At 64.3% G+C, this 20,710-nt stretch carries 17 protein-coding genes and 1 pseudogene; 17 read left to right on the top strand and 1 reads right to left on the bottom strand.

What is annotated here, in order from left to right:
• Nucleotides 1-27 precede the first annotated feature (27 nt).
• Nucleotides 28-2,064: a capsular polysaccharide biosynthesis protein gene (locus AWB80_RS39445; RefSeq protein WP_096032002.1), complete on the top strand. Its 2,037-nt coding sequence runs from the start codon at nt 28-30 to the stop codon at nt 2,062-2,064.
• Between the two features lie 234 nt (nt 2,065-2,298).
• On the top strand, nt 2,299-4,158 hold the full coding sequence (ilvD, locus tag AWB80_RS39440) for a dihydroxy-acid dehydratase (RefSeq protein ID WP_061180032.1): 1,860 nt from the start codon (nt 2,299-2,301) through the stop codon (nt 4,156-4,158).
• A 232-nt stretch (nt 4,159-4,390) separates the two neighbouring features.
• Here the strand turns inward: ilvD and AWB80_RS39435 are convergent, their stop codons facing one another.
• Nucleotides 4,391-5,278, bottom strand: a complete 888-nt coding sequence (locus tag AWB80_RS39435; protein WP_061180031.1) for a LysR substrate-binding domain-containing protein — start codon at nt 5,276-5,278, stop codon at nt 4,391-4,393.
• Between the two features lie 127 nt (nt 5,279-5,405).
• Here AWB80_RS39435 and argH point away from each other — a divergent pair, with 127 nt between their 5' ends.
• From argH to AWB80_RS39355, 15 genes and pseudogenes are all read left to right on the top strand, one after another.
• Complete coding sequence (argH, locus tag AWB80_RS39430; protein WP_208635759.1) at nt 5,406-6,839, top strand: argininosuccinate lyase; 1,434 nt, start codon at nt 5,406-5,408, stop codon at nt 6,837-6,839.
• Nucleotides 6,833-7,702: an amino acid ABC transporter permease gene (locus AWB80_RS39425; RefSeq protein ID WP_087131974.1), complete on the top strand. Its 870-nt coding sequence runs from the start codon at nt 6,833-6,835 to the stop codon at nt 7,700-7,702. Before argH ends, AWB80_RS39425 begins: the two co-directional genes overlap by 7 nt.
• Before the next feature lie 10 nt (nt 7,703-7,712).
• Nucleotides 7,713-8,477, top strand: coding sequence for an amino acid ABC transporter ATP-binding protein (locus AWB80_RS39420; RefSeq protein ID WP_061180043.1), 765 nt, complete (start codon nt 7,713-7,715; stop codon nt 8,475-8,477).
• A 47-nt stretch (nt 8,478-8,524) separates the two neighbouring features.
• Nucleotides 8,525-9,361, top strand: a complete 837-nt coding sequence (locus tag AWB80_RS39415) for an ABC transporter substrate-binding protein (RefSeq protein ID WP_061180030.1) — start codon at nt 8,525-8,527, stop codon at nt 9,359-9,361.
• The gene (locus AWB80_RS39410; RefSeq protein ID WP_061180029.1) at nt 9,348-10,202 is read left to right on the top strand and encodes a polysaccharide deacetylase family protein; all 855 of its coding nucleotides are present in this window, start codon (nt 9,348-9,350) and stop codon (nt 10,200-10,202) included. The genes AWB80_RS39415 and AWB80_RS39410 overlap by 14 nt, the downstream gene beginning before the upstream one ends.
• Complete coding sequence (locus AWB80_RS39405) at nt 10,199-11,080, top strand: polysaccharide deacetylase family protein (protein ID WP_061180042.1); 882 nt, start codon at nt 10,199-10,201, stop codon at nt 11,078-11,080. Before AWB80_RS39410 ends, AWB80_RS39405 begins: the two co-directional genes overlap by 4 nt.
• On the top strand, nt 11,077-12,453 hold the full coding sequence (locus AWB80_RS39400; RefSeq protein ID WP_061180028.1) for an MmgE/PrpD family protein: 1,377 nt from the start codon (nt 11,077-11,079) through the stop codon (nt 12,451-12,453). The genes AWB80_RS39405 and AWB80_RS39400 overlap by 4 nt, the downstream gene beginning before the upstream one ends.
• Before the next feature lie 753 nt (nt 12,454-13,206).
• On the top strand, nt 13,207-13,941 hold the full coding sequence (locus AWB80_RS39390; protein WP_061180026.1) for a hypothetical protein: 735 nt from the start codon (nt 13,207-13,209) through the stop codon (nt 13,939-13,941).
• Between the two features lie 119 nt (nt 13,942-14,060).
• Complete coding sequence (locus AWB80_RS39385) at nt 14,061-15,023, top strand: LysR family transcriptional regulator (RefSeq protein ID WP_244207004.1); 963 nt, start codon at nt 14,061-14,063, stop codon at nt 15,021-15,023.
• 119 nt (nt 15,024-15,142) lie between these two features.
• Complete coding sequence (gene leuC, locus AWB80_RS39380) at nt 15,143-16,564, top strand: 3-isopropylmalate dehydratase large subunit (RefSeq protein WP_061180025.1); 1,422 nt, start codon at nt 15,143-15,145, stop codon at nt 16,562-16,564.
• On the top strand, nt 16,542-17,132 hold the full coding sequence (gene leuD, locus AWB80_RS39375) for a 3-isopropylmalate dehydratase small subunit (RefSeq protein ID WP_061180024.1): 591 nt from the start codon (nt 16,542-16,544) through the stop codon (nt 17,130-17,132). The genes leuC and leuD overlap by 23 nt, the downstream gene beginning before the upstream one ends.
• On the top strand, nt 17,129-18,193 hold the full coding sequence (gene leuB / locus AWB80_RS39370; RefSeq protein WP_061180023.1) for a 3-isopropylmalate dehydrogenase: 1,065 nt from the start codon (nt 17,129-17,131) through the stop codon (nt 18,191-18,193). The genes leuD and leuB overlap by 4 nt, the downstream gene beginning before the upstream one ends.
• A 14-nt stretch (nt 18,194-18,207) precedes the next feature.
• On the top strand, nt 18,208-19,308 hold the full coding sequence (locus AWB80_RS39365; protein ID WP_061180022.1) for an ABC transporter ATP-binding protein: 1,101 nt from the start codon (nt 18,208-18,210) through the stop codon (nt 19,306-19,308).
• Nucleotides 19,309-19,334: 26 nt separating this feature from the next.
• Nucleotides 19,335-20,375 carry an ABC transporter substrate-binding protein gene (locus AWB80_RS39360; protein WP_061180021.1) on the top strand — a complete coding sequence of 347 codons (1,041 nt, stop codon included), beginning with the start codon at nt 19,335-19,337 and terminating at the stop codon, nt 20,373-20,375.
• Between the two features lie 12 nt (nt 20,376-20,387).
• Nucleotides 20,388-20,710, top strand: a pseudogene (locus AWB80_RS39355) (ABC transporter permease); the annotation flags it as partial.

The raw sequence follows: 20,710 nt of genomic DNA, 5'->3' as shown, positions 1-20,710 counted from the left end.
ACACAAGAAGGCTCACGCTCCGTAAAGATGAATGATAATCGCCTGAATATCGCTGTTACTTCGGCTGGAATGGCCAGCCGTCAGCATATCGAAACGCATCTTGGCGCGCCTGTCGACGTTCTGCGCCGGTCCCGGGGCGACCTCGCGGAAAGGTATTCGGCAATTGCGGGCTGGGGCAACAAGCGCAGCGGGAAACTCGCGCGGGCGCTGGCGGGGCAGAGCGGTCTGCCTTGCTGGCTCCTCGAAGATGGTTTCCTGCGATCAGCGGGGGACGGCACCGATCCGCAAGGGCTGTCGCTTGTCATCGACGACCTCGGCATCTATTACGATGCGCGGCAGAGTTCTCGGCTTGAACGGCTCATCGCTACCGGTTGTCCACATGAGTCGCTTGAACGCACACGTGCACTGATCGACGCATGGCGTACGCATCGGCTCTCGAAGTACAACCATGCTCGAGACTGCGTGATTCCGCAACGGGACTACGTGCTCGTTGCCGATCAGACCAACGGTGACGCATCGATCGACGGTGCACTCGCGACATCCGACACTTTCAGGGCGATGCTCGAGGCAGCGCTCGACGAACATCCGAACAGCAAAGTCATTCTTAAAGTTCACCCGGATGTGTTTGCGGGCCACAAAGCCGGACATTTCGATTCGCTTACGCCCGGAATTGCGTCGCGGGTCGAAGTCATTGGGCGGCATATTCATGCACCGGATCTTATCGAGCACGCGAAATCCGTTTACACGGTCAGCTCGCAGATTGGTTTCGAGGCGCTTCTCTGGGGGCGCACGGTGCGCAGCTTCGGCATGCCGTTCTACGCGGGCTGGGGTTTGAGCGCTGACGCGCTTTGCGCGCCTGAGCGTCGGAGGGTCGTCGCGTTGGAGGATCTGGTGTTCGCCGCGCTCGTCGCGTACCCACGTTATGTAGATCCCGAGCAGGGCGCACGCTGCGAGGTCGAGACGGTGATCGGGCACATTGCATTGCAGAGACAAATGCGTGCGCGCTTCCCTGAAACCATTCACGCGCTCGGATTTTCCCGATGGAAGAAGCCGATTGCCCGAGCCTTCTTCGGCGGCAGCGATGTGAAGTTCGTGCGCCATGCCCGAAAGATTCCGGCCGGCGCGCAGGCGCTGGCTGTCTGGGGGAGCCGGGAGGTCGACACGGGTGCGCCCAGTGATGGGCGCATGCTCATCCGGGTGGAAGACGGCTTCGTACGTTCGGTTGGACTGGGCGCGGCGCTTGTCAAGCCTTCGTCCTGGGTGCTCGACGATCGTGGCGTCTACTATGACGCGCGAGCGTCGTCGCGCATCGAGCATATTCTGTCTCACGCGCTGTTCGACCCGGCACTGCTCGAACGCGCGGCTCGCTTGCGGGAAAGCATCGTTGCCCGACGCCTGACCAAATACAACCTGGGAGGCACGCGTTGGCGGCGTCCGGGGTCGGCGAATCGCGTCGTGCTCGTCGCCGGGCAGGTCGAGGGCGACGCGTCGCTGACCTACGGCGGCATCGGGATCAGGACCAATCTTGCCTTTCTGGAAGCGGTGCGGCGTGAGGAGCCGGATGCCTACATCGTCTACAAGCCTCATCCGGACGTGGTCGCGGGCCTGCGTCCGGGCGCTGTGCCGCTTCACGAGAGCACGAGTCTGTGCGATGAAGTGCTTCACGACCATTCGATCATCGATGTGATTCGCGAGGTGGATGCGGTGCACGTCATGACTTCGCTCGTCGGCTTTGAAGCGCTTCTGCACGGAAAGCCGGTGACGTCACACGGACTCCCGTTTTATGCAGGCTGGGGACTCACGGAGGACCGATATCGCGCCGTACGCCGTGAACGGTTTGTCTCGCTGGACATGCTGGTCGCGGCGACCCTGATTCTCTACCCGACCTATGTGAGCGAGACGACTGGCCGGTTCACGACGCCAGAACGCATACTGTGCGAACTCGATGCACGCCGTTCAGCTACGCGCGGGTCACCTGCACGTAATGTCTGGCTGGACGGAGCCGTTCGACTGGCGGCGCACTGGCGCGCGCTCTTCGGAACATCGCGCCCCCCACGGCCTTGATCGCGCGTCGTCGATCGAAGCGGAGCGGAGCGCGGCGAGCATAGCGGCGTGTGGAGAATGGAAGGCGTATTCGTAAGCCGATGCGCTACGGATTGGACGAAACAGTTATGGGATAATCCCGAAATTCGCGCCTTCCCGACTCAAAAGCGACCCAAAAGGTCGCCGACCCCGGCGCGCAAGGGCCGTTACCCTCGTGGCCCGCTCTGACCCCGCGACACTTCAACAGCAACCACGATGCCCACATACCGTTCCAAAACCTCCACCGCCGGCCGCAACATGGCCGGGGCGCGCTCGCTCTGGCGCGCCACCGGCATGAAAGACGAAGATTTCTCCAAACCGATCATCGCCGTCGTCAATTCGTTCACCCAGTTCGTGCCGGGACACGTGCACCTGAAGGACCTGGGCCAGCTCGTCGCGCGCGAGATCGAGGCCGCGGGCGGCGTGGCGAAGGAATTCAACACGATCGCCGTCGATGACGGCATCGCGATGGGTCACGACGGCATGCTGTATTCGCTGCCGAGCCGCGACATCATCGCGGATTCGGTCGAATACATGGTCAACGCGCATTGCGCCGACGCCATGGTCTGCATCTCGAACTGCGACAAGATCACCCCGGGCATGTTGATGGCCGCGATGCGCCTGAACATTCCCGTGATCTTCGTGTCCGGCGGTCCGATGGAAGCGGGCAAGACGCGCCTCGCCAATCCGAAGACCAAGGCGATCGAACTGAAGAAGCTCGATCTCGTCGATGCGATGGTGATCGCCGCCGACCCGTCCTACTCCGACGCCGAAGTAGCCGAAGTGGAACGCTCCGCGTGCCCGACCTGCGGCTCGTGCTCGGGCATGTTCACCGCCAACTCGATGAACTGCCTCACCGAAGCGCTCGGCCTTTCGCTGCCCGGCAACGGCACTGTCGTCGCGACGCACGCCGACCGCGAGCAGCTTTTCAAGCGCGCGGGACGCGGCATCGTCGAGCTGGCGCGCCGTTACTACGAGCAGGAAGAGACGGGCGTGCTGCCGCGTTCGGTCGGCTTCAAGGCGTTCGAGAATGCGATGACGCTCGACATCGCGATGGGCGGCTCGACCAACACGATCCTTCACCTGCTGGCCATCGCGCGCGAAGCCGAGATCGACTTTTCGATGACGGACATCGATCGCCTGTCGCGCACCGTGCCGCAACTGTGCAAGGTCGCGCCGAACACGAACAAGTATCACATCGAAGACGTGCATCGCGCGGGCGGCATCATGGCGATCCTGGGCGAACTGGACCGCGCGGGCAAGCTGCATACCGACGTGCCGACCGTGCACGCGCCGACGCTCAAGGATGCGCTCGATCTGTGGGACGTCAAGCGCACCGAGGACGCAGCGGTGCGGACCTTCTACATGGCCGGCCCCGCGGGCATTCCGACGCAAACGGCGTTCAGCCAGAACACGCGCTGGCCGAGCCTCGACACGGACCGCGCCGAAGGCTGCATCCGTTCGTACGAGCACGCGTTTTCGAAGGAAGGCGGTCTCGCGGTGCTGCGCGGCAATATCGCGCTGGATGGCTGCGTCGTGAAGACCGCGGGCGTCGATGAAAGCATTCTCGTGTTCGAAGGCACGGCGCACGTCACGGAATCGCAGGACGAGGCCGTCGAGAACATTCTCAACGACAAGGTCAAGGCCGGCGATGTCGTCATCGTCCGATACGAAGGTCCGAAGGGCGGCCCCGGCATGCAGGAAATGCTGTACCCGACGAGCTACATCAAGTCGAAGGGTCTCGGCAAGGCGTGCGCGCTCCTGACCGACGGACGTTTCTCGGGCGGCACCTCGGGCCTGTCGATTGGCCATTGTTCGCCCGAAGCGGCGGCGGGCGGCGCGATCGGTCTCGTGCGCGATGGCGACAGGATTCGTATCGACATTCCCAATCGCACGATCGATGTGCTGCTGTCCGATGAGGAACTCGCGCGCCGTCGCGAGGAGCAGAACGCGAAGGGCTGGAAGCCTGCCAAGGCGCGTCCGCGCAAAGTGTCGGCGGCGCTGAAGGCGTATGCGAAGCTGGTGATGTCGGCGGACAAGGGCGCGGTGCGGGATTTGTCGTTGCTCGACGATTGAGGCTGCGTTAGCCGCCAGCATCGAAAGCCGCTCCGTGGAGCGGCTTTTTTATTCGCGCCTACGCTGCCGATGGGTGCGGAGCATGTATTCGCAAAAGAAAGCAGTCCAGACGAAGTGGGCGGCACCTCGTATCACCGTGGTGCGCTGGGCATCGATAACTTCCATTCCAAACGAACCGATCTCTACGCGGTGATCCGAAGCGGCGCGCAATGCGGCCCGTTCGCACGCTGTTTTACGCCGACTCACTCAGCAGCTGTTCGAGCCAGAAGACGAACACGGATGCAAGCGGCGCATCTGCGCGTTCCGGCGGCCGCACGATGTGATACGGATGCCGCGACGGCACCGTAGCCTTGAACGGCCGCACGAGCGTGCCTTCGACGAGATCGTCGCGCACGGAGATGCTGTCGCCGAGTGCGACGCCCTGACCGTGCAGCGCGGCCTCGACCGCGATATGCGCGTTGCCGATCTCCAGAATGCGCATGCGTTCGGGATGCTCCACCTTGGCTTCCATGAGCCAGCGCATCCACGAACCGGCGTGCTCGCAGAACAGCGCATAGTGCCGCAGGTCGTCGGGTGAGCGGATCGCCTTCGGGCCGTTCATCAACGCGGGACTCACCACCGGATAGAGCGACGGATGCTCGATCAGCGTGACCGAGCGGTCCTTCCAGTGCGCCTCTCCGTAGCGGATGCAGACGTCTACGTCAGGCGAATAGACTTCCTTGTCGTCGTTCGACGGAATCAACTTCAGCTTGATCGACGGATAGCGATGCAGAAAGTCGCCGATATGGCGCGCGAGCCAGCGCGAGGTGAACGAGAGCGGCGCCGACACGACGAGATCGCCAGCGACGACCGTCTCGCCCACCTTCGCGACCGCCGTGGCGATCATCTCGAACGCGCCGCGCACCGAGGGCAGCAGCGCTTCGCCCGCCGGCGTGAGCTTGAGCCGCGCCCGCGAACGGATGAACAGGTCGACGCCGAGCGATTCCTCCAGCACGCGCACCTGATGGCTGACCGCGCTCGCCGTGACGTTCAGCTCCTCGGCGGCTTTCGCGACGGTGGCATGGCGCGCCGTCGCCTCGAAGGCGCGCAGAGGATTGAGCGGCGGCAGGCGGCTACGCATGGTCGTTCGGCAAATTCACGGTCGGGATGCTGAGAAAAACTTCATTAAAGCAGGTTCAAAATCTCGCTACAAACAAAAAAATTGTAGGCCTATGCTCGTCGTGAACTCAACGTGACGAGGATGAGACATGAAGGTGACGGAAGGGACCGAACGGCTGTGGGGCGGACGTTTCAGATCGGCGCCCGCGGCCGAACTCAAGGCGCTGTCGCGCTCCGAGGACAGCTTCTTCAGGCTCGCGCCTTATGACCTGGCCGGCTCGAAGGCGCATGCCCGCGAGCTGCAGCGCGCGGGCATATTGAACGCCGACGAACTGCAAGACCTGCTGAAGGAAATGGAGCAGGTGCGCGCCGAATTCGTCGAAGGGCGCCTCGCGCCGTCGCCGCACGATGAGGACGTGCACACGTTCCTCGAACGCGTTCTGACGGAACGGCTCGGCGCGGCGGGCGCGAAGCTGCGCGCGGGACGTTCGCGCAACGACCAGGCCGCCAACGATCTGCGCCTGTTCCTGCGCGACAAGGCGCGCAGGATCGCTCGCGACGTGATTGCGCTGCAGGACGCGCTCGTCGCTCAGGCGCAGGCGCATCTGCGCAGCTACAGCACGGGCTTCACGCATCTGCAGCCGGCGCAGCCGGTGGTGTTCGCGCATCAGTTGCTGGCGCATGCACAGGCGTTCTATCGCGATGTCGATCGCCTGCTCGACTGGGACCGGCGCAGCGCGCGTTCACCGCTCGGCGCGGCGGCGCTCGCGGGCTCGGCCATCTGCGTGAATCCGGCGCTCTCCGCAAGCGAGCTCGGCTACGACGAGCCCTGCGAAAACTCGATCGACGCCGTCGCGGCGCGCGATCACGTCGCCGAATTCCTGTTCGTCACGAGCATGCTGGCGGTCGACTTGTCGCGTCTCTCGGAGGAAGTGATTCTCTGGACCTCGCGCCAGTTCCGCTGGGTCGAGCTCGACGACGGCTACGCGACCGGCAGCTCGATCATGCCGCAGAAGAAAAACTCCGACATAGCGGAACTCACGCGCGGCAAGGCGGGGCGTCTGATCGGCAATCTGAGCGGCCTGCTCGCGACGCTCAAGTCGCTGCCGCTCGCGTACAACCGCGATCTCGCCGAAGACAAGAACGCCGCGTTCGACAGCATCGACACGCTCGCGCTCACGCTGCCCGCGATGGCCGGCATGATCCGCACGATGCGCGTGAACGTCGACGAATTGCGCAGGCAGGCGCCGCTCGGCTTCACGCTCGCGACCGAAGTGGCCGACTGGCTCGCGCTCGCAGGCATTCCGTTCAGCGAGGCGCACGAGATCACCGGCGCGCTGGTGCGGGCGTGCGAGGAACGCGGCATCGAGTTGTCCGAGGTGACGGCGGACCTGCTCGCCGCGGTCGATCCGCGTCTTCATGCAGACGTGCTCGATCGCCTCACGCTCGAAGCCGCCGTGGATGCGCGCAGCGGCTTCGGCGGCACGGCGCCGGCGCGCGTCGTCGAGCAGATCGATCGCCTGAAGCTGGCGCTCGCGCGGCAGAGCGAATGGGCAAACGAATACGGAGGTCCGACATGTTGAGCGCAGCCGAGCAGGCGCAGCATTCGATGACAACGGAGCCGCCGACGCTCGAACGCGTGCGTCGCAGGTACTGGGGCCGCTATGTGGCGTCGGCGGCGATCATCGTCGTGATCGGATATATCGTCGCGGCGTTCGCGCGCGGTCAGATCGAATGGCAGACGGTCGGGCGCTTTCTCACCGCGCGCACGATCCTGATGGGCCTCGTCAACACCATCGTCATGACGATTCTCGCGATGGCATTGGGCATCACGCTCGGCGTCGTCACGGCGGTGATGCGGCTTTCCAGCAATCCGGTGCTGAGTTCCATCTCGCAGGGCTACGTGTGGCTCTTTCGCGGCACGCCGGTCATTCTGCAACTGCTCCTGTGGTTCAACCTCGCACTCGTGTTCCCGACCATCGGCATTCCGGGCGTGTTCGCGCTGCGCACGGTCGATGTCATGACGCCGTTTCTCGCGGCGCTTCTCGGTCTGGGCATCAATCAGGGTGCGTATACGTCGGAGGTGGTGCGCGCGGGGCTGCTGTCCGTCGATACCGGGCAATACGAAGCGGCGAAGTCGATCGGCATGCCGCGCCTTCAGGCACTGCGCCGCATCATTCTTCCGCAGGCGATGCGCGTGATCGTGCCGCCCATCGGCAATGAGCTCGTCGGCATGGTCAAGCTCACGTCGCTCGCGAGCGTGATCCAGTACGCGGAGATGCTGCACAACGCGCAGAACATCTACTACGCGAACGGACGCGTGATCGAGCTGCTGATCGTCGGGGCGATCTGGTATCTCGTCGTCGTCACGGTGCTTTCGTTTTTGCAGACGCGGGTCGAGCGGCGCTATGCGCGCGGCGCGGGCCGGGCGTCGAGCCGTCAGTGAGGAGACACGCATGAATCCAATCGTACGCGCATCGGACGTGCGCAAATCGTTCGGCGAGTTCCAGGCGCTGAAGGGCATCACGCTCGATGTCGCCGAGGGCGAAGTGCTGTGCATCATCGGGCCTTCGGGCTCGGGCAAGAGCACGTTCCTGCGCTGCATCAACCAGCTCGAAACCATCAGCGAAGGATCGCTGTGGGTAAAGGGCGAACTGCTCGGCTATCGGCAGACGGGAAACAGGCTTCATGAACTCTCGGAGAAGGAGATCGCGCGGCAGCGTCTCGCGACCGCGATGGTGTTCCAGCGCTTCAATCTCTTCCCGCACATGACGGCGCTGGAGAACGTGATCGAAGGTCCGGTGCATGTGCTGAAGCGGCCTCGCGCGCAAGCGGTCGAGGAAGCGCGCGCGCTGCTCGAACGCGTGGGACTCGGTCACAAGTGCGATGCCTTTCCCGTGGAGTTATCGGGCGGCCAGCAGCAGCGCGTGGCCATCGCACGCGCGCTCGCGATGCATCCGCAACTGCTGCTGTTCGATGAACCCACGTCCGCGCTCGATCCCGAACTGGTCGGTGAAGTGCTCGCCGTCATGCGCGGTCTTGCCCGAAGCGGCATGACGATGATCATCGTCACCCACGAGCTGGGCTTTGCGCGCGAAGTGGCGAATCGCGTCGTATTCATGGATCAGGGGCAAATCGTCGAGGCCGGACCGCCGGAGCAGGTGCTGTCCGAGCCGCGCAATGCCCGCACGCATGACTTCATTTCCGCCGTGCTGGCTTGAGAACGTCTGAAGCTTATTCAATCAATCGATTCCGGAGCGAGCGTTTCATGAAAGCCACTCTTCGTTTGCAAAGTCTCTGTGCATTGATGTGCGTTACCGCGCTGCTGCATGTCGATGCGGCCAGCGCGCAGGCGTCCACGCCCGGCAAGAAGGAAATCGTCGCAGCCGTGGTGCCGAACTATCCGCCGTTCGAGTTCAAGGACCCGGAAACCGACAAGCTGACCGGCTTCGACATCGATCTCGGCGAAGCGCTCGCCGCGAAGATGGGCGTCAAGATGGTATGGCAGGAAACGAGCTTCGATCAGATGCTGAGCGCGCTCGCCACAAAGCGCGTCGATATCATCTTGTCGGGCATGACGGATATTCCCGAGCGGCGCGCATCGGTGAATTTTCTCGACTATCTGAAGAGCGGTCCGCAGTTCTATGCGCTGAAAACGCGCGCGGGCGATTTCCCCAACATGGATACGCTGTGCGGCAAGACGATCGGTTCGAGCCGGCGCACCTCGTTTCCGACGAACATCAAGGCGTGGAGTGACGAACATTGCGTGAAGACGGGCAAGAAGCCGGTGACCGTTGTCGGCACCGATGGTTCGTCGGATGCGCGCATGCAACTGCGTCAGGGACGGCTCGACGCAGCCGTGCAGGGCGGCGAGACCATGCCGTATCAGAACCGGATCGATCAGAACGCCTACGTGACGATCGGCGCGCCGTTCATGTCGCAATACATGGGCGTCGGCATGGCGAAGGACAACGCGGCCACCAACGACGCGGTGACGAAGGCCTTCGATCAGTTGATCGCCGACGGCACCTATCAAAAGATACTCGCCAAGTGGGGCTTGCAGGACCATGGCGTTCAAAAGGCGCTGATCAATGCAAGCAACTGATTCACGATCCGCGACGCCGCGCTGGCCCGATGGCAAGCGTTCGTGCATCGCGCTCGCGTTCGATCTCGACGGCCCGACCGGCGCCGCCATGCTCGACGGCTCGATCTGGCGCAATCCCGCGTACTTCACGCTGGGCGCGTATGGGCCGTGGCGCGCGCTCGGCAGGATTCTCGATGTGCTCGGCGAACGCGGCGTGCGCGCGACGTTCTTCATTCCCGCGTGGGTGATGGAGAACTGGCCGTCGCAATGCCGCGAGATCGTGCAAGGCGGTCATGAAGTCGCGTATCACGGCTACCGGCACGAGGCGTTCTGGACACTCACACCGGAGCGCCAGCGCGAGGTGATGGAGATATCGACACACCTGTTCGAGCGTCATCTCGGCGTGCGTCCGGTCGGCTTTCGCACGCCATCGGGCGACTGGACTGCCGAGACCGCAGGCATTCTCGCGGAGTTCGGCGTGCGCTATTCCAGTTCGATGCGCGGCGACGATCGTCCCTATGTGCTTGATGCGCAGAGCGGTCTGATCGAGATTCCCGCGCGCTGGGAGCTGGACGATTATGCATCGCTCGCTTATCAGCGCAGGCCGGACTTTCCCGCGGGCCTCGATCGTATCGCGAGCTACGAGACGACGCTCGACAACTGGCGCCGCGAGTTCGATGGCTCGCATGAAGAGGGGCTTTGCATGACCACGCTGTTTCATCCGAAGGTGTCGGGCAAACCCGGGCGTATCGCGCTCATCGAAGGCTTGATCGATCACATGCTCGCGGCGGGCGACGCATGGTTCGCGACCGGCAGCGAAGTCGCCGACTGGTGGCGCTCGAGCGGGCAGGCAAGCGCATGAGGAACGATGCGAAATGGCCCAATGGCGCACGTTCGGCCGTGATTCTCACCGTCGATTTCAACGACGATCTCGGCATTCGCACGCAAGCGCCGGCTATCGAGGGCCGCGAGAAATCGTTGTCCGTGTGGCGCTATGGCGCGAAGCGCGGCGTGGATCGCCTGCTCGCGACGCTCGCTGAATACGATGTGCCTTCGAGCTGGTTCGTGCCTGGACAGGTCGTGCGCACGCATCGCGATCTCGTCGAGCTTATCGACGCGGGAGGTCACGAATTGGGTATCAGCGGCGATGCCTGCGAGGACTTCGATACGCTCGATCTAGCGCAGCAGCAGCATGCGTTCGATCGCGGGCACGCGGCGCTCGCCGAAGCGCTCGGGCGTTCGCCCGCGGGCTTTCGTCCGTTCACCGGCAACTGGGCGCCGGGCTTCGCCGCGCATTTGCACGCGCGCGGCATCACATGGACTTCGACGTGGCACGGCGACGACCTGCCTTACCACCATCACGATGCGCCGTTGATCGAATTGCCGCTGCACGTGGAACTCGAAGACGAGCCTTACTTCGCCTTCAATCTCGCGCCGCCCGTGCCGGTCGGACAGTCGCGCATCGCGTCGTATCGCGAAGTGCTCGGCAACTGGACGCGCGACTTCGAGGCGTTTCATCGCTTCGGCCTGTGCTTCGTGATGCGGCTGCATCCGGAGATCATCGGGACGGCGGGGCGCATCGGCGTGCTGCGCGCCTTGCTCGCGACGATGCGCGCACGCGGCGATGTCTGGTTCGCGACCGGCGCGCAGGCCGCGTCGTGGTGGCGTGAGCGATGCAATGCCAACGAGCCCGGGCATCCGGTCGAGATCTTCGAGCGTCACAGGAACACCATCGTATGAACAAGCGGGAGCACTTTCTATCGGAACGGCTGGCGAACTTCATCGCGGATTCGTCGTTCGATGATCTGCCGCATGAGGTCGTCGGGAAAGCGAAACGGCATTTGGTCGATACGCTCGGCGCGGCGCTCGCGGGCGCGCGCACTGAGCCGGCGCGAGCTGCGCGCTCGGTGATGGACTCGACCGGCGACGCCATCATATGGGGCACATCGCGACGCACGAATGCACGCGACGCCGCGTTCATCAACGGCATCGCGGCGCACGCGCTCGAACTCGACGATTCCGGCGGCTGCGATCACTCGGGTGCGGTCGTCGTCCCGGCGGTGTTTGCGGCGCTCGGCCGTGTCGAGCGGTCCGTATCCGGCCGCGAGTTGCTGCACGCGATCGTGCTCGGCTACGACATCGCGCGGCGCGTGCTCGAAGCGTGCGGCGGCTACTCAGCGCACAACGGACGCGGCTGGCATTCGACGATGACCTGCGGCGTATTCGGCGCCGCCGCCGCGAGTGCGCGCGTGCTCGGTCTCGATGCGCGCGGCATCGGCGCGGCGCTCGGGCACGCGGCGAGCTTCGCGGGAGGACTCTGGGGGTTCATCCACGACGGCTCGCAGACCAAGCGCCTGCATTCCGGACGCGCGGCGGAAGGCGGCCTCACGGCGGCGTTGCTCGCGGCGCAGGGTATGAGCGGCGCGACCCGCATTTTCGAGGACGTGTGGGGCGGTTTCCTGCGCACGTTCGCGCCCGATTCGGCGAGTCCCGAAGCGCTCGTCGCGGAACTCGGCACGAACTGGAAGATCATGCGCTGCTCGATCAAGCCGCATGCGTGCTGCCGCAGCATTCATTCGGCGCTGGATGCGCTCATGGAATTGGCCAGTGGCGGCCCCGTCGCGCATGTGCGCGTGAAGCTCAGCGAATTCGTTCACGGGATGTGCGGCGACCGCGAGCCGGTCAATCTGGCATCGGCGCAAATGAGCATGCCCTATGCGCTCGCCGCTACCCTCGTGTTCGGCCATGCGGGCATCGAGGCATTCGTCGGACGTGCGCGCGAGGACGAGCGCATTGCGTCGATGATGCAGCGCATCGTCCTGGAACCCGATGCATCGCTTGCCGATCTCGACGAACCGGAAGTCACCGTCACGTACGCCGACGGCACCGTGCGCTCGCTTCAGGCGACGATCCCGCTGGGCGACCCGCGCCGTCCACTGAGCGATACGCAACTGCTGACGAAGTACCGGAGTCTTGCGGCCGATGTGATCGGAACCGATGCAGCCGGTTCACTGGCGCACGCCGTGTTGAATGTCGAAGAATGCGCGGACGTGAAAGTGCTCGAACGCCTGCTCGCGGGACGCGCCGGGTCGTGCGAGATCGAAATCAGCTAGTGAGCACTGGAGCTACCGTCATGCTTGCGCCGGAAAGACCATATTGAACGGTGTTTGCGTGATGCGCACCTTCTGTTCATCGTATTGCATGAGCTGTCTCTGGTCGGCAACGCAAGTCGAAGGAAATTCGAATGGATGTCGGGTCAGAGCGAAGCACGGGCAGATTGTCGCACGGTCGGTCCGCTTCGGAGGACGCCTTGAATTTATGTCACAATATGCCTTAAATTCAAGGAGATCACTCTGCCATGCGTTTTTCCTGGTTTGGTCGCTTTAGGCGCGTGGGAAAATTCAGGTGAGCGCCTCTGGATGTATCTGGAGCAGCAATATGAACAGGATGGTTAATTCGCTTTGGAAGGCGATTCATGCGATATGCCGGGATCGGCTACTTGCAGGACTGATAGTGCTGGCATTGATTGCGGGCGCTGAGCTTGCCGTCGCAAGCGAGGTGAAGATGGCCTTTGACAAAGACGGATTGGAAATCTGTCTTCTCTGCTCGGAGGCCAATTCGTACACGAATAACACATGGCCGAGGCCCGCGCTGGCTTTCGTCATACATCACGCTGCGTGAGCCCGACGCGGTCGAGTTTGCGCGTCGCGGCCTACGACGCGGTAACGACACGTGCTCGCGAGGCTCAACTGAAAGAATCTGTAACGACTTGAATCCCAAGTCGATCTGCTCCGTATGCGCAATGAGAGTGAGAGCGAACTCACTGGAACCATGATTCATGTGCGCGAATTGGCGGGAGCATTCTGATGCTTGGAAATTTCGATCGTGTCGTCGTCCTGGGGCTTTGGGTCATAGGGATATCGATCCTCGGCTTGTTCGCGTTGTTCCAGCATCATGAGCAGCATGCGGTCGAACAGGTATGGTCATCCCGGCAACAGGCATCGGTGGTGACGGGCGCCGTTGGTTCCTCGGCGGCCACGGCGAATGTCGAACCAGAACGCGCTGTTTCCGATGAACGGGAGGCCACTGTCGAAACGACGTCCAGCGTCGATGGGCCCGACGCTGCCGACGAGCTGGATTCAAGTCCGCGAGAGGAGAGCTTGCAGACTTCGAGTGTCGTGACGAGAAAGCTGCCGCCGACGGCGACGCGCTCGCTACCCACGACGCAACAGCCGGGACGACCTGCCTTGCGCAAGCATGCAGCACCGCAGAGCACTGAACGCGCGGTGAGCGCACAGGACAATTCAGCGGAGATCGATCAGGCGAAAAGCCCGCGGCGCGACGCAATTCTTCCTGTACAGCCTGCAATGACGAACCCGGCATTGTCGGCGTTGCCGGCGGATGAGACTTCTGCGCCCGCGATCGAGAGTCAGCCGGGTCCGGTCGACGCTTCGTCGCCCTCGTTAGCAACGCCGCCGCCAAAATCCCGGCAGGACGTGCAGGACGAACTTCGCAAGGCGCGCTTGAACGGTTCGCTTCCCAGATTCGGCAACCCGGACCCCTACGGTCCGGGCGGATCGCCGAGTTCGGTTGACCGGTAGCGGGCAGATGCGCGAACCGCGTCGAACAAATCAGCCACGCGAGCGCTTCTGGCCTCGGCTTTATTCGCATGGGATACTTTTGGTTCTCCCGCAATGAGTCCCTGCGCGCTCCATTCAACATGTTTCGCTCCGACTCTCTCCCGTCCGTCGATCCTTGCGCGCCCGTCATCGAACTGCGCGCGAACCTGGCCGCACGGGTCGATATCGTCACGCTCAAACTGTTCCTTGCTGTCGTCGAGGAGGCGAGCATCGCGAAGGCCGCGGAGCGCGAGCACATGGCGCCGTCGGCAGTAAGCAAGCGACTCGCCGATCTCGAACAGGCCGTGCGCGTGCCGCTGCTCGAACGGCATCGGCGCGGCGTATCGCCGACACCGGCGGGCGAAGCGCTCCTGCGTCATTCGCGCAAGATCCTGCGCGATCTCACACAGCTCGAATGCGAGATGGGCGAATTTTCGTCCGCCTCGCACGGTGCGCGCGGTCATGTGCGCGCGGCGGCGAACGAGTCGGCATTGTTCGGTTTCTTTCCCGATGCGCTCTCGCGCTTCATGCGCGATTACCCGAACGTGACGGTGGAATTGCAGCCGAATACGAGCACGGGCGCGGTGCAGGCGGTGCGCGAAGGCATCGTGGACTTCGGTATTTTCTGGGGCGACCAGCCGGTGGACGGCCTCAAGGTGATGCCGTGCTACGTGGACCGCCTCGTCGTCGTGGTGCCGCGAGGGCATTCGCTCAGCCGGCGGCGCAATCTGCATTTCATCGATCTGCTCGATCATCCGCTCATCCTGCAGGAGCAGTACAGCTCGATTCAGAACCTGACCGAACGCCTCGCCGCCGAAGCGGGCCGCGCACTGCGCTCGCGTATCCGCGATGCAGGCTTCGACGCCGTCTGCCGGATGGCGCAAGCGGGGCTCGGCATCGGCATAGTGCCCGATTACTTCGTGACCGATCGCGCCGCCGCGATGCACATCGCGGAAGTCCCGCTCGACGAGCCGTGGGCGAATCGCCTGCACAAACTCTGTGTGCGCGAAGACGACGACATGGCGACCGCCACGCGCCTTCTGGTCGACTTCCTCAGCGCCTGAACGCAGCGCAGCATTTCAGCCATCGCCAAACGCGTTGCGTGCGTTCCGAAATACGTCTTCAGCCGCTTTTTTGACATCCGCAGACTCGGTCTCAATCAATCGACGTGCACGGAGTCTGCGTGAGTTCGAACGCGCTTGCCGCGCGCACGTTGTTCGACAAGCTGTGGGAACGGCATGTCGTACACGAGCGCGATGACGGCCACACCCTGCTTTATATCGACCGGCATTACGTCGGCGACGATCTGCCGCGCGATACCTTCGACACGCTCGCGCGCAAGGGACTGCGCGTGCGCCGTCCCGATGCGACCTTCGCGATGGCGGATCACTACGCGTCGTCGCGCGGCCGCTCTGTCGCCGATGTCGTCGATGCCGATCGCCGCGAGCTGGTCGAAAAGCTGATCCGCTTCACGCGCGCCGAAGGCGTGCCGATGTTCGCGCTCGATGATCCGCGTCACGGCATCGTTCACGTCACCGGCCCCGAGCACGGTCTGACGCTGCCCGGCATGACGGTCGTGTGCGGCGACAGCCATACGTCCACGCACGGCGCGCTCGGTGCGTTCGGCTTCGGCATCGGCGCGTCTGAAGTGAGTCACGTGCTCGCGACGCAAACGCTCTGGCAGAAGCGCCCGAAGACCATGCGCGTGCGCATCGGCGGCAAACGCGCGTTCGGCGTCACGGCGAAGGACATCGCGCTCGCCATGATCGCGCAGATCGGCGTGGCGGGCGGCGCGGGCCATGTCATCGAATATGCGGGCGAGGCGGTCGCGGCGATGAGCATGGAAGCGCGCATGACGCTCTGCAATCTGTCGATCGAAGCGGGCGCGCGCGCCGGCATGATCGCGCCCGACGAGACCACCTTCGCGTATCTGCACGGCCGCCGCTATGCGCCGACGGGCGCGGCATGGGACGCGGCGCTTTCGACATGGCGCGCACTCGCAAGCGACGCCGGCGCGCATTTCGATCGCGAAGCCGGGCTCGATGCAAGCGGCGTAGCGCCGATGGTCACGTGGGGCACGAATCCCGCGCAGTCCGCGCCGATCGATGGACGCATCGCCGCCAACGACCTGGGTCCGCGCGTTCAGCAGGCGCTCGACTACATGGGCATCGAGGCGGGCGCGCCGCTCGAAGGCGTGCCGGTGGATCGCGTGTTCATCGGCTCTTGCACCAATGGGCGCATCGAAGATTTGCGCGCGGCGGCTGCCGTGCTCGAAGGCCGGCGCGTGCGCGTGCCGACGCTCATCGTGCCGGGTTCGCGCGCAGTGCAGTCGGCGGCTGTGGCAGAAGGGCTCGACCGCGTGTTCGCGCAGGCGGGGGCCGAGTGGGGCGAGCCCGGCTGCTCGATGTGCCTCGCCATCAACGGCGACGAAGGGCGTCCGGGAGAGCGCATTGCATCGACGACGAACCGCAATTTCGTGGGCCGCCAGGGACGCGGCGTGCGCACGCATCTGATGAGCCCCGGCATGGCGGCGGGCGCCGCCGTCGCGGGACGGCTGATCGATTACCGGGAGCTTTTGCGCGATGCAACCGCTGACGCGACTTGATGCGCCCGGCGTGCCGCTGCGTGCCGCCGACATCGACACCGACCAGATTCTGCCCGCGCGCTTCATGCATGCGCGGCGCATCGACTATGGCCGTTATTTCTTTCACGATCTGCGCGCCGACGCCACCTTCGTGCTGAATCGCGAAGGTTACGCGGGCGCGCAGGTGCTCGCAGTCGGGCCGAATTTCGGCTGTGGATCGTCGCGCGAGCAGGCGGTGCACACGCTCGCGGATTTCGGCATACGCGCGCTCGTCGGCACGAGTTTCGGCGACATCTTCTTCACCAATTGCCTGAAGAACGGCGTGTTGCCGATCCGTGCCGATGCCGCATTCGTCGAACGCCTGCTCGCAACGCTCGAAGCGACGCCCGCCGCGCACGTGCGCATCGACTTGCCGGATCAATGCGTGATCGCGCCGGATGGCGAGCGCGCGGGCTTCGACATCGACCCGTTTCAGAAGGAAGCACTCGTCGAAGGGATCGACGAGATCGACATGACTTTGCGCTACGCGGCGGATATCGACGCCTACGAGCGTGCGCACCACATCGGTACATCACAGGAAACTCCATGAAGATCGCAGTGCTCCCCGGCGACGGGATCGGCCCGGAAGTGACCGCGCAAGCGCTCAAGGTGCTCGACGTCTTCGCGCGCGAAGGCATGGCGCTCGAATTCGAGCACGCGCTGATCGGCGGCTGCGCGTACGACGCGACGGGTCATCCGCTGCCCGGCGCGACCCTCGCGCTCGCCCGCGACGCCGACGCGATCCTGTTCGGCGCGGAAGGCGGCTTCCAGTACGAAACGCTGCCGCGCGGCCTGCGTCCCGGCGACGCGCTGCTCACCGTTCGCCGCGAACTGGATTTGTTCGCGAACTTCCGGCCCGTGGTGGCGTGGCCCGAGCTAGTAGGCGCATCGCCGCTGAAGGCCGCGCGCCTCGATGGTCTCGACCTGCTGATCCTGCGCGAACTCACAGGCGACCTGTACTTCGGCGAGCCGCGCGGCGTGCACATGGAAAACGGCGTGCGCGTAGGCATCAACACCATGCGCTACGACGAGAACGAAATCCGCCGCATCGCGCACGTGGCGTTCAGGACGGCGCGTGCGCGGCGTCATCGCGTGTGCTCGGTCGACAAGGCCAACGTGCTCGAATCGATGGAGCTATGGCGCGAAATCGTCGATGAGGTCGCGCGTGAATATCCCGACGTCACGCTGGAACATCTGTACGTCGATGCCGCCGCGATGTCGCTGTTGCGCACGCCGCAGCACTTCGACGTGATCGTGACCGGCAACCTCTTCGGCGACATTCTTTCCGACGAAGCGTCGATGCTCACCGGCTCCATCGGCATGTTGCCGTCTGCTTCGATGGGCGACGGAAAGAAAGGGCTGTACGAGCCGGTGCACGGTTGCGCGCCGGATATCGCGGGGCGCGACTTGGCCAATCCGCTCGCATCGATTCTTTCCGCTGCGATGATGCTGCGCATGAGTTTCGATCAGCACGAAGCGGCGGCGCGTGTCGAGCGCGCGGTGCGGCGCGTGCTCGCGTCGGGCTATCGCACGGCGGATATCGCGGAACCGGGCACGAAGCGCATCGGCACCGCGCAGATGGGCGATCTGGTCGTCGCGGCGCTGGCGTGAATCAGGAGACGCACATGAACGCCAACGCTGCACCGCTCGTGCGTTTCCGGCAGGTCGGCAAGACCTACGACGGCGTCACGCATGTCGTGCAGGGACTCGATCTCGACATCCGCGAAGGCGAGTTCCTGTCTTTGCTCGGGCCGTCCGGATCGGGGAAAACCACCTGCCTGATGATGCTCGCGGGTTTCGAATCGCCGAGCGAAGGCGAGATCTGGCTCGGCGATACCTTGCTCAACACGACGCCGCCGCACAAGCGCGAGATTGGCATGGTGTTTCAGAACTACGCGCTGTTTCCGCACATGACGGTGGCGCAGAACGTCGCGTATGCGCTCACGGTCAGGCGTGTCGCGAAGGCCGAAAAGGCCGCCGCCGTCGAGCGCGCGCTCGACATGGTCCGCATGAGCGAATTCGCCGCCCGTCTGCCGAAGAGTCTGTCGGGCGGTCAGCAGCAGCGCGTCGCGCTGGCGCGCGCGCTCGTCTTCAATCCGCGTCTCGTGTTGATGGACGAACCGCTCGGCGCGCTCGACAAGCGTCTGCGCGAGCACATGCAGATCGAGCTGAAGGATCTGCATCGCACGCTCGGGGTGACGTTCGTCTATGTCACGCATGACCAGAGCGAAGCGCTCACGATGTCCGATCGCGTCGCGGTATTCGACAACGGGCGCATCCAGCAGATCGATCGCGTCGACTCGCTCTACGAAACACCGGAGAACGGCGTCGTCGCGAATTTTGTCGGCGATAACAACGTGTTCGTCGGACGGCTGCTTTCGTTGCAGGACGAGCGCGGTGAAGTGGGATTGCCGGGCGGCGAGCGCCTGTTTGGACATGTGGTGGGCGCGGCGCGCGTGGGCGACACGGTGCGCGCCTGCGTGCGTCCGGAACGGATGACGCTCTCTTCGACATTGGATTCGACGGCGGCGTCTTTCAACACGCTGCGTGCAAGTACCACGGGCACGCTCTATTTCGGCGATCACGTGCGCGTGCGCTTCCGGCTGCATGAACAGGAGAGCGGCTTCGTCAAGCTGCCGCTCGATGAAGCGGGTCTCGGTGAGCGGCCCATCGGGGAAGTGTTGACGCTGCGGTTCCACGAGCGTCATGTGCGGATTTTTGCTTGAAGCGTCGTTCTTTTTCGGGGGTCATCATGCTGAGAAAAGTGGGAATGGGCGCGGTCATCGCGCTGATGCTGGCGCCGATGTCGCACGTCGCGGCCGCGCGGCCGCTTGCGGTCGTCAACTATGGCGGGACGCTCGCGGATGCGCAGCAGTCGGCGTTCATCAAGCCGTTCCAGGCGGCGACGGGCGTCGACGTCACCGCGACGCCGTATTCGGGCGAGCAGGCCAAGGTCAAGGCGATGGTCGATGGCAAGCAGGTGAGTTGGGACGTCGTCGAAGTCGAATCGACGGACGTGGGACGCGGCTGCGATTCGGGCATGTACGAGCGCATCGACTGGGCGAAGGTGACGGACGCCGCGCATCTCACGCCCGCCGCGAAAACGCGCTGCGGCGTGGGCCTGTTCGCGTGGGCCAACACATTCGCCTACAACACGCAGCAACTGAAGACGCCGCCGACCGGCTGGGCCGACTTCTGGGACACGAAGAAATATCCCGGCAAGCGCGGCATGCGCAAGTCGGCGCGCGGCAATCTCGAATTCGCGTTGATGGCAGACGGCGTCAAGCCCGCCGATGTCTACAAGGTGCTTGCCACGCCGGCAGGCGTCGATCGCGCGTTCAAGAAGCTCGATCAATTGCGGCCCGACATCCAATGGTGGGACGCGGGCGCGCAACCGGCGCAGTTCCTCGTGTCCGGCGACGTCGCGATGTCGACGGTGTTCAGCGGACGCATCATCACCGCGCAAAAGGCGGGGCAGCCGCTCGACATCGTCTGGAACGGCGCGATTGCCGACTACGACTACTGGGTCATTCCCAAAGGCTCGCCGATGAAGGACGACGCGATGAAGTTTATCAACTACACGGTCGCGGCGCCGCAGCAGAACGCGTTTCTCGCGCTGCAGCCGGGCGGTCCGGTCAACACGCAGGCACTCGCGAAGATGGACGCCGCGCAGTTGAAGAATCTGCCGAATACGCCCGAGCACACGAAGATCGGCGTGGTCAACGACCGCGAGTTCTGGGACGAGCACGGCGACGATCTCGACCAGCGCTTCGCCGCCTGGGCGGCGCGTTAAGCGAGGATGAGCATGTCGACCGCAACGCAACCGGCGCCCGACGTGCCGACGCAATCCGCGTTCGCGCACAAGACGCACGCGCCGCGCAAACGCCGGGCGCGCACGCGTGGCGACGTGCCCGGCGCGATGCTGCTGATCGCGCCGCTCGCGATCTTCATGGCGGTGTTCTTCATCACACCGATCGTCAGTCTGATGACGCGCGCGGTGTGGGACCCGGTCGTCGCGGTGGCGTTTCCGCAGACGGCGCGCGCGCTCGCAGGCTGGCGGGAGGGAGCGCCGTCGGCGGATGCCTATGCGGCCGTGGCGCGCGATATCGTCGAAGCCGACACGGCGGG

Origin of the sequence: Caballeronia pedi (assembly GCF_001544915.2) — a bacterium.
GTDB lineage: Bacteria > Pseudomonadota > Gammaproteobacteria > Burkholderiales > Burkholderiaceae > Caballeronia > Caballeronia pedi.
Note: the sequence above shows the minus strand (reverse complement) of the source record. Positions and strands in the feature narration are given on the sequence as shown.

What these genes read in the sequence shown, in the direction of transcription:
- AWB80_RS39445 (WP_096032002.1), top strand. Translation starts at nt 28, where the DNA reads ATGAATGATAATCGCCTGAATATCGCTGTTACTTCGGCTGGAATGGCC.
- ilvD (WP_061180032.1), top strand. Translation starts at nt 2,299, where the DNA reads ATGCCCACATACCGTTCCAAAACCTCCACCGCCGGCCGCAACATGGCC.
- AWB80_RS39435 (WP_061180031.1), bottom strand. Translation starts at nt 5,278, where the DNA reads ATGCGTAGCCGCCTGCCGCCGCTCAATCCTCTGCGCGCCTTCGAGGCG.
- argH (WP_208635759.1), top strand. Translation starts at nt 5,406, where the DNA reads ATGAAGGTGACGGAAGGGACCGAACGGCTGTGGGGCGGACGTTTCAGA.
- AWB80_RS39425 (WP_087131974.1), top strand. Translation starts at nt 6,833, where the DNA reads ATGTTGAGCGCAGCCGAGCAGGCGCAGCATTCGATGACAACGGAGCCG.
- AWB80_RS39420 (WP_061180043.1), top strand. Translation starts at nt 7,713, where the DNA reads ATGAATCCAATCGTACGCGCATCGGACGTGCGCAAATCGTTCGGCGAG.
- AWB80_RS39415 (WP_061180030.1), top strand. Translation starts at nt 8,525, where the DNA reads ATGAAAGCCACTCTTCGTTTGCAAAGTCTCTGTGCATTGATGTGCGTT.
- AWB80_RS39410 (WP_061180029.1), top strand. Translation starts at nt 9,348, where the DNA reads ATGCAAGCAACTGATTCACGATCCGCGACGCCGCGCTGGCCCGATGGC.
- AWB80_RS39405 (WP_061180042.1), top strand. Translation starts at nt 10,199, where the DNA reads ATGAGGAACGATGCGAAATGGCCCAATGGCGCACGTTCGGCCGTGATT.
- AWB80_RS39400 (WP_061180028.1), top strand. Translation starts at nt 11,077, where the DNA reads ATGAACAAGCGGGAGCACTTTCTATCGGAACGGCTGGCGAACTTCATC.
- AWB80_RS39390 (WP_061180026.1), top strand. Translation starts at nt 13,207, where the DNA reads ATGCTTGGAAATTTCGATCGTGTCGTCGTCCTGGGGCTTTGGGTCATA.
- AWB80_RS39385 (WP_244207004.1), top strand. Translation starts at nt 14,061, where the DNA reads ATGTTTCGCTCCGACTCTCTCCCGTCCGTCGATCCTTGCGCGCCCGTC.
- leuD (WP_061180024.1), top strand. Translation starts at nt 16,542, where the DNA reads ATGCAACCGCTGACGCGACTTGATGCGCCCGGCGTGCCGCTGCGTGCC.
- leuB (WP_061180023.1), top strand. Translation starts at nt 17,129, where the DNA reads ATGAAGATCGCAGTGCTCCCCGGCGACGGGATCGGCCCGGAAGTGACC.
- AWB80_RS39365 (WP_061180022.1), top strand. Translation starts at nt 18,208, where the DNA reads ATGAACGCCAACGCTGCACCGCTCGTGCGTTTCCGGCAGGTCGGCAAG.
- AWB80_RS39360 (WP_061180021.1), top strand. Translation starts at nt 19,335, where the DNA reads ATGCTGAGAAAAGTGGGAATGGGCGCGGTCATCGCGCTGATGCTGGCG.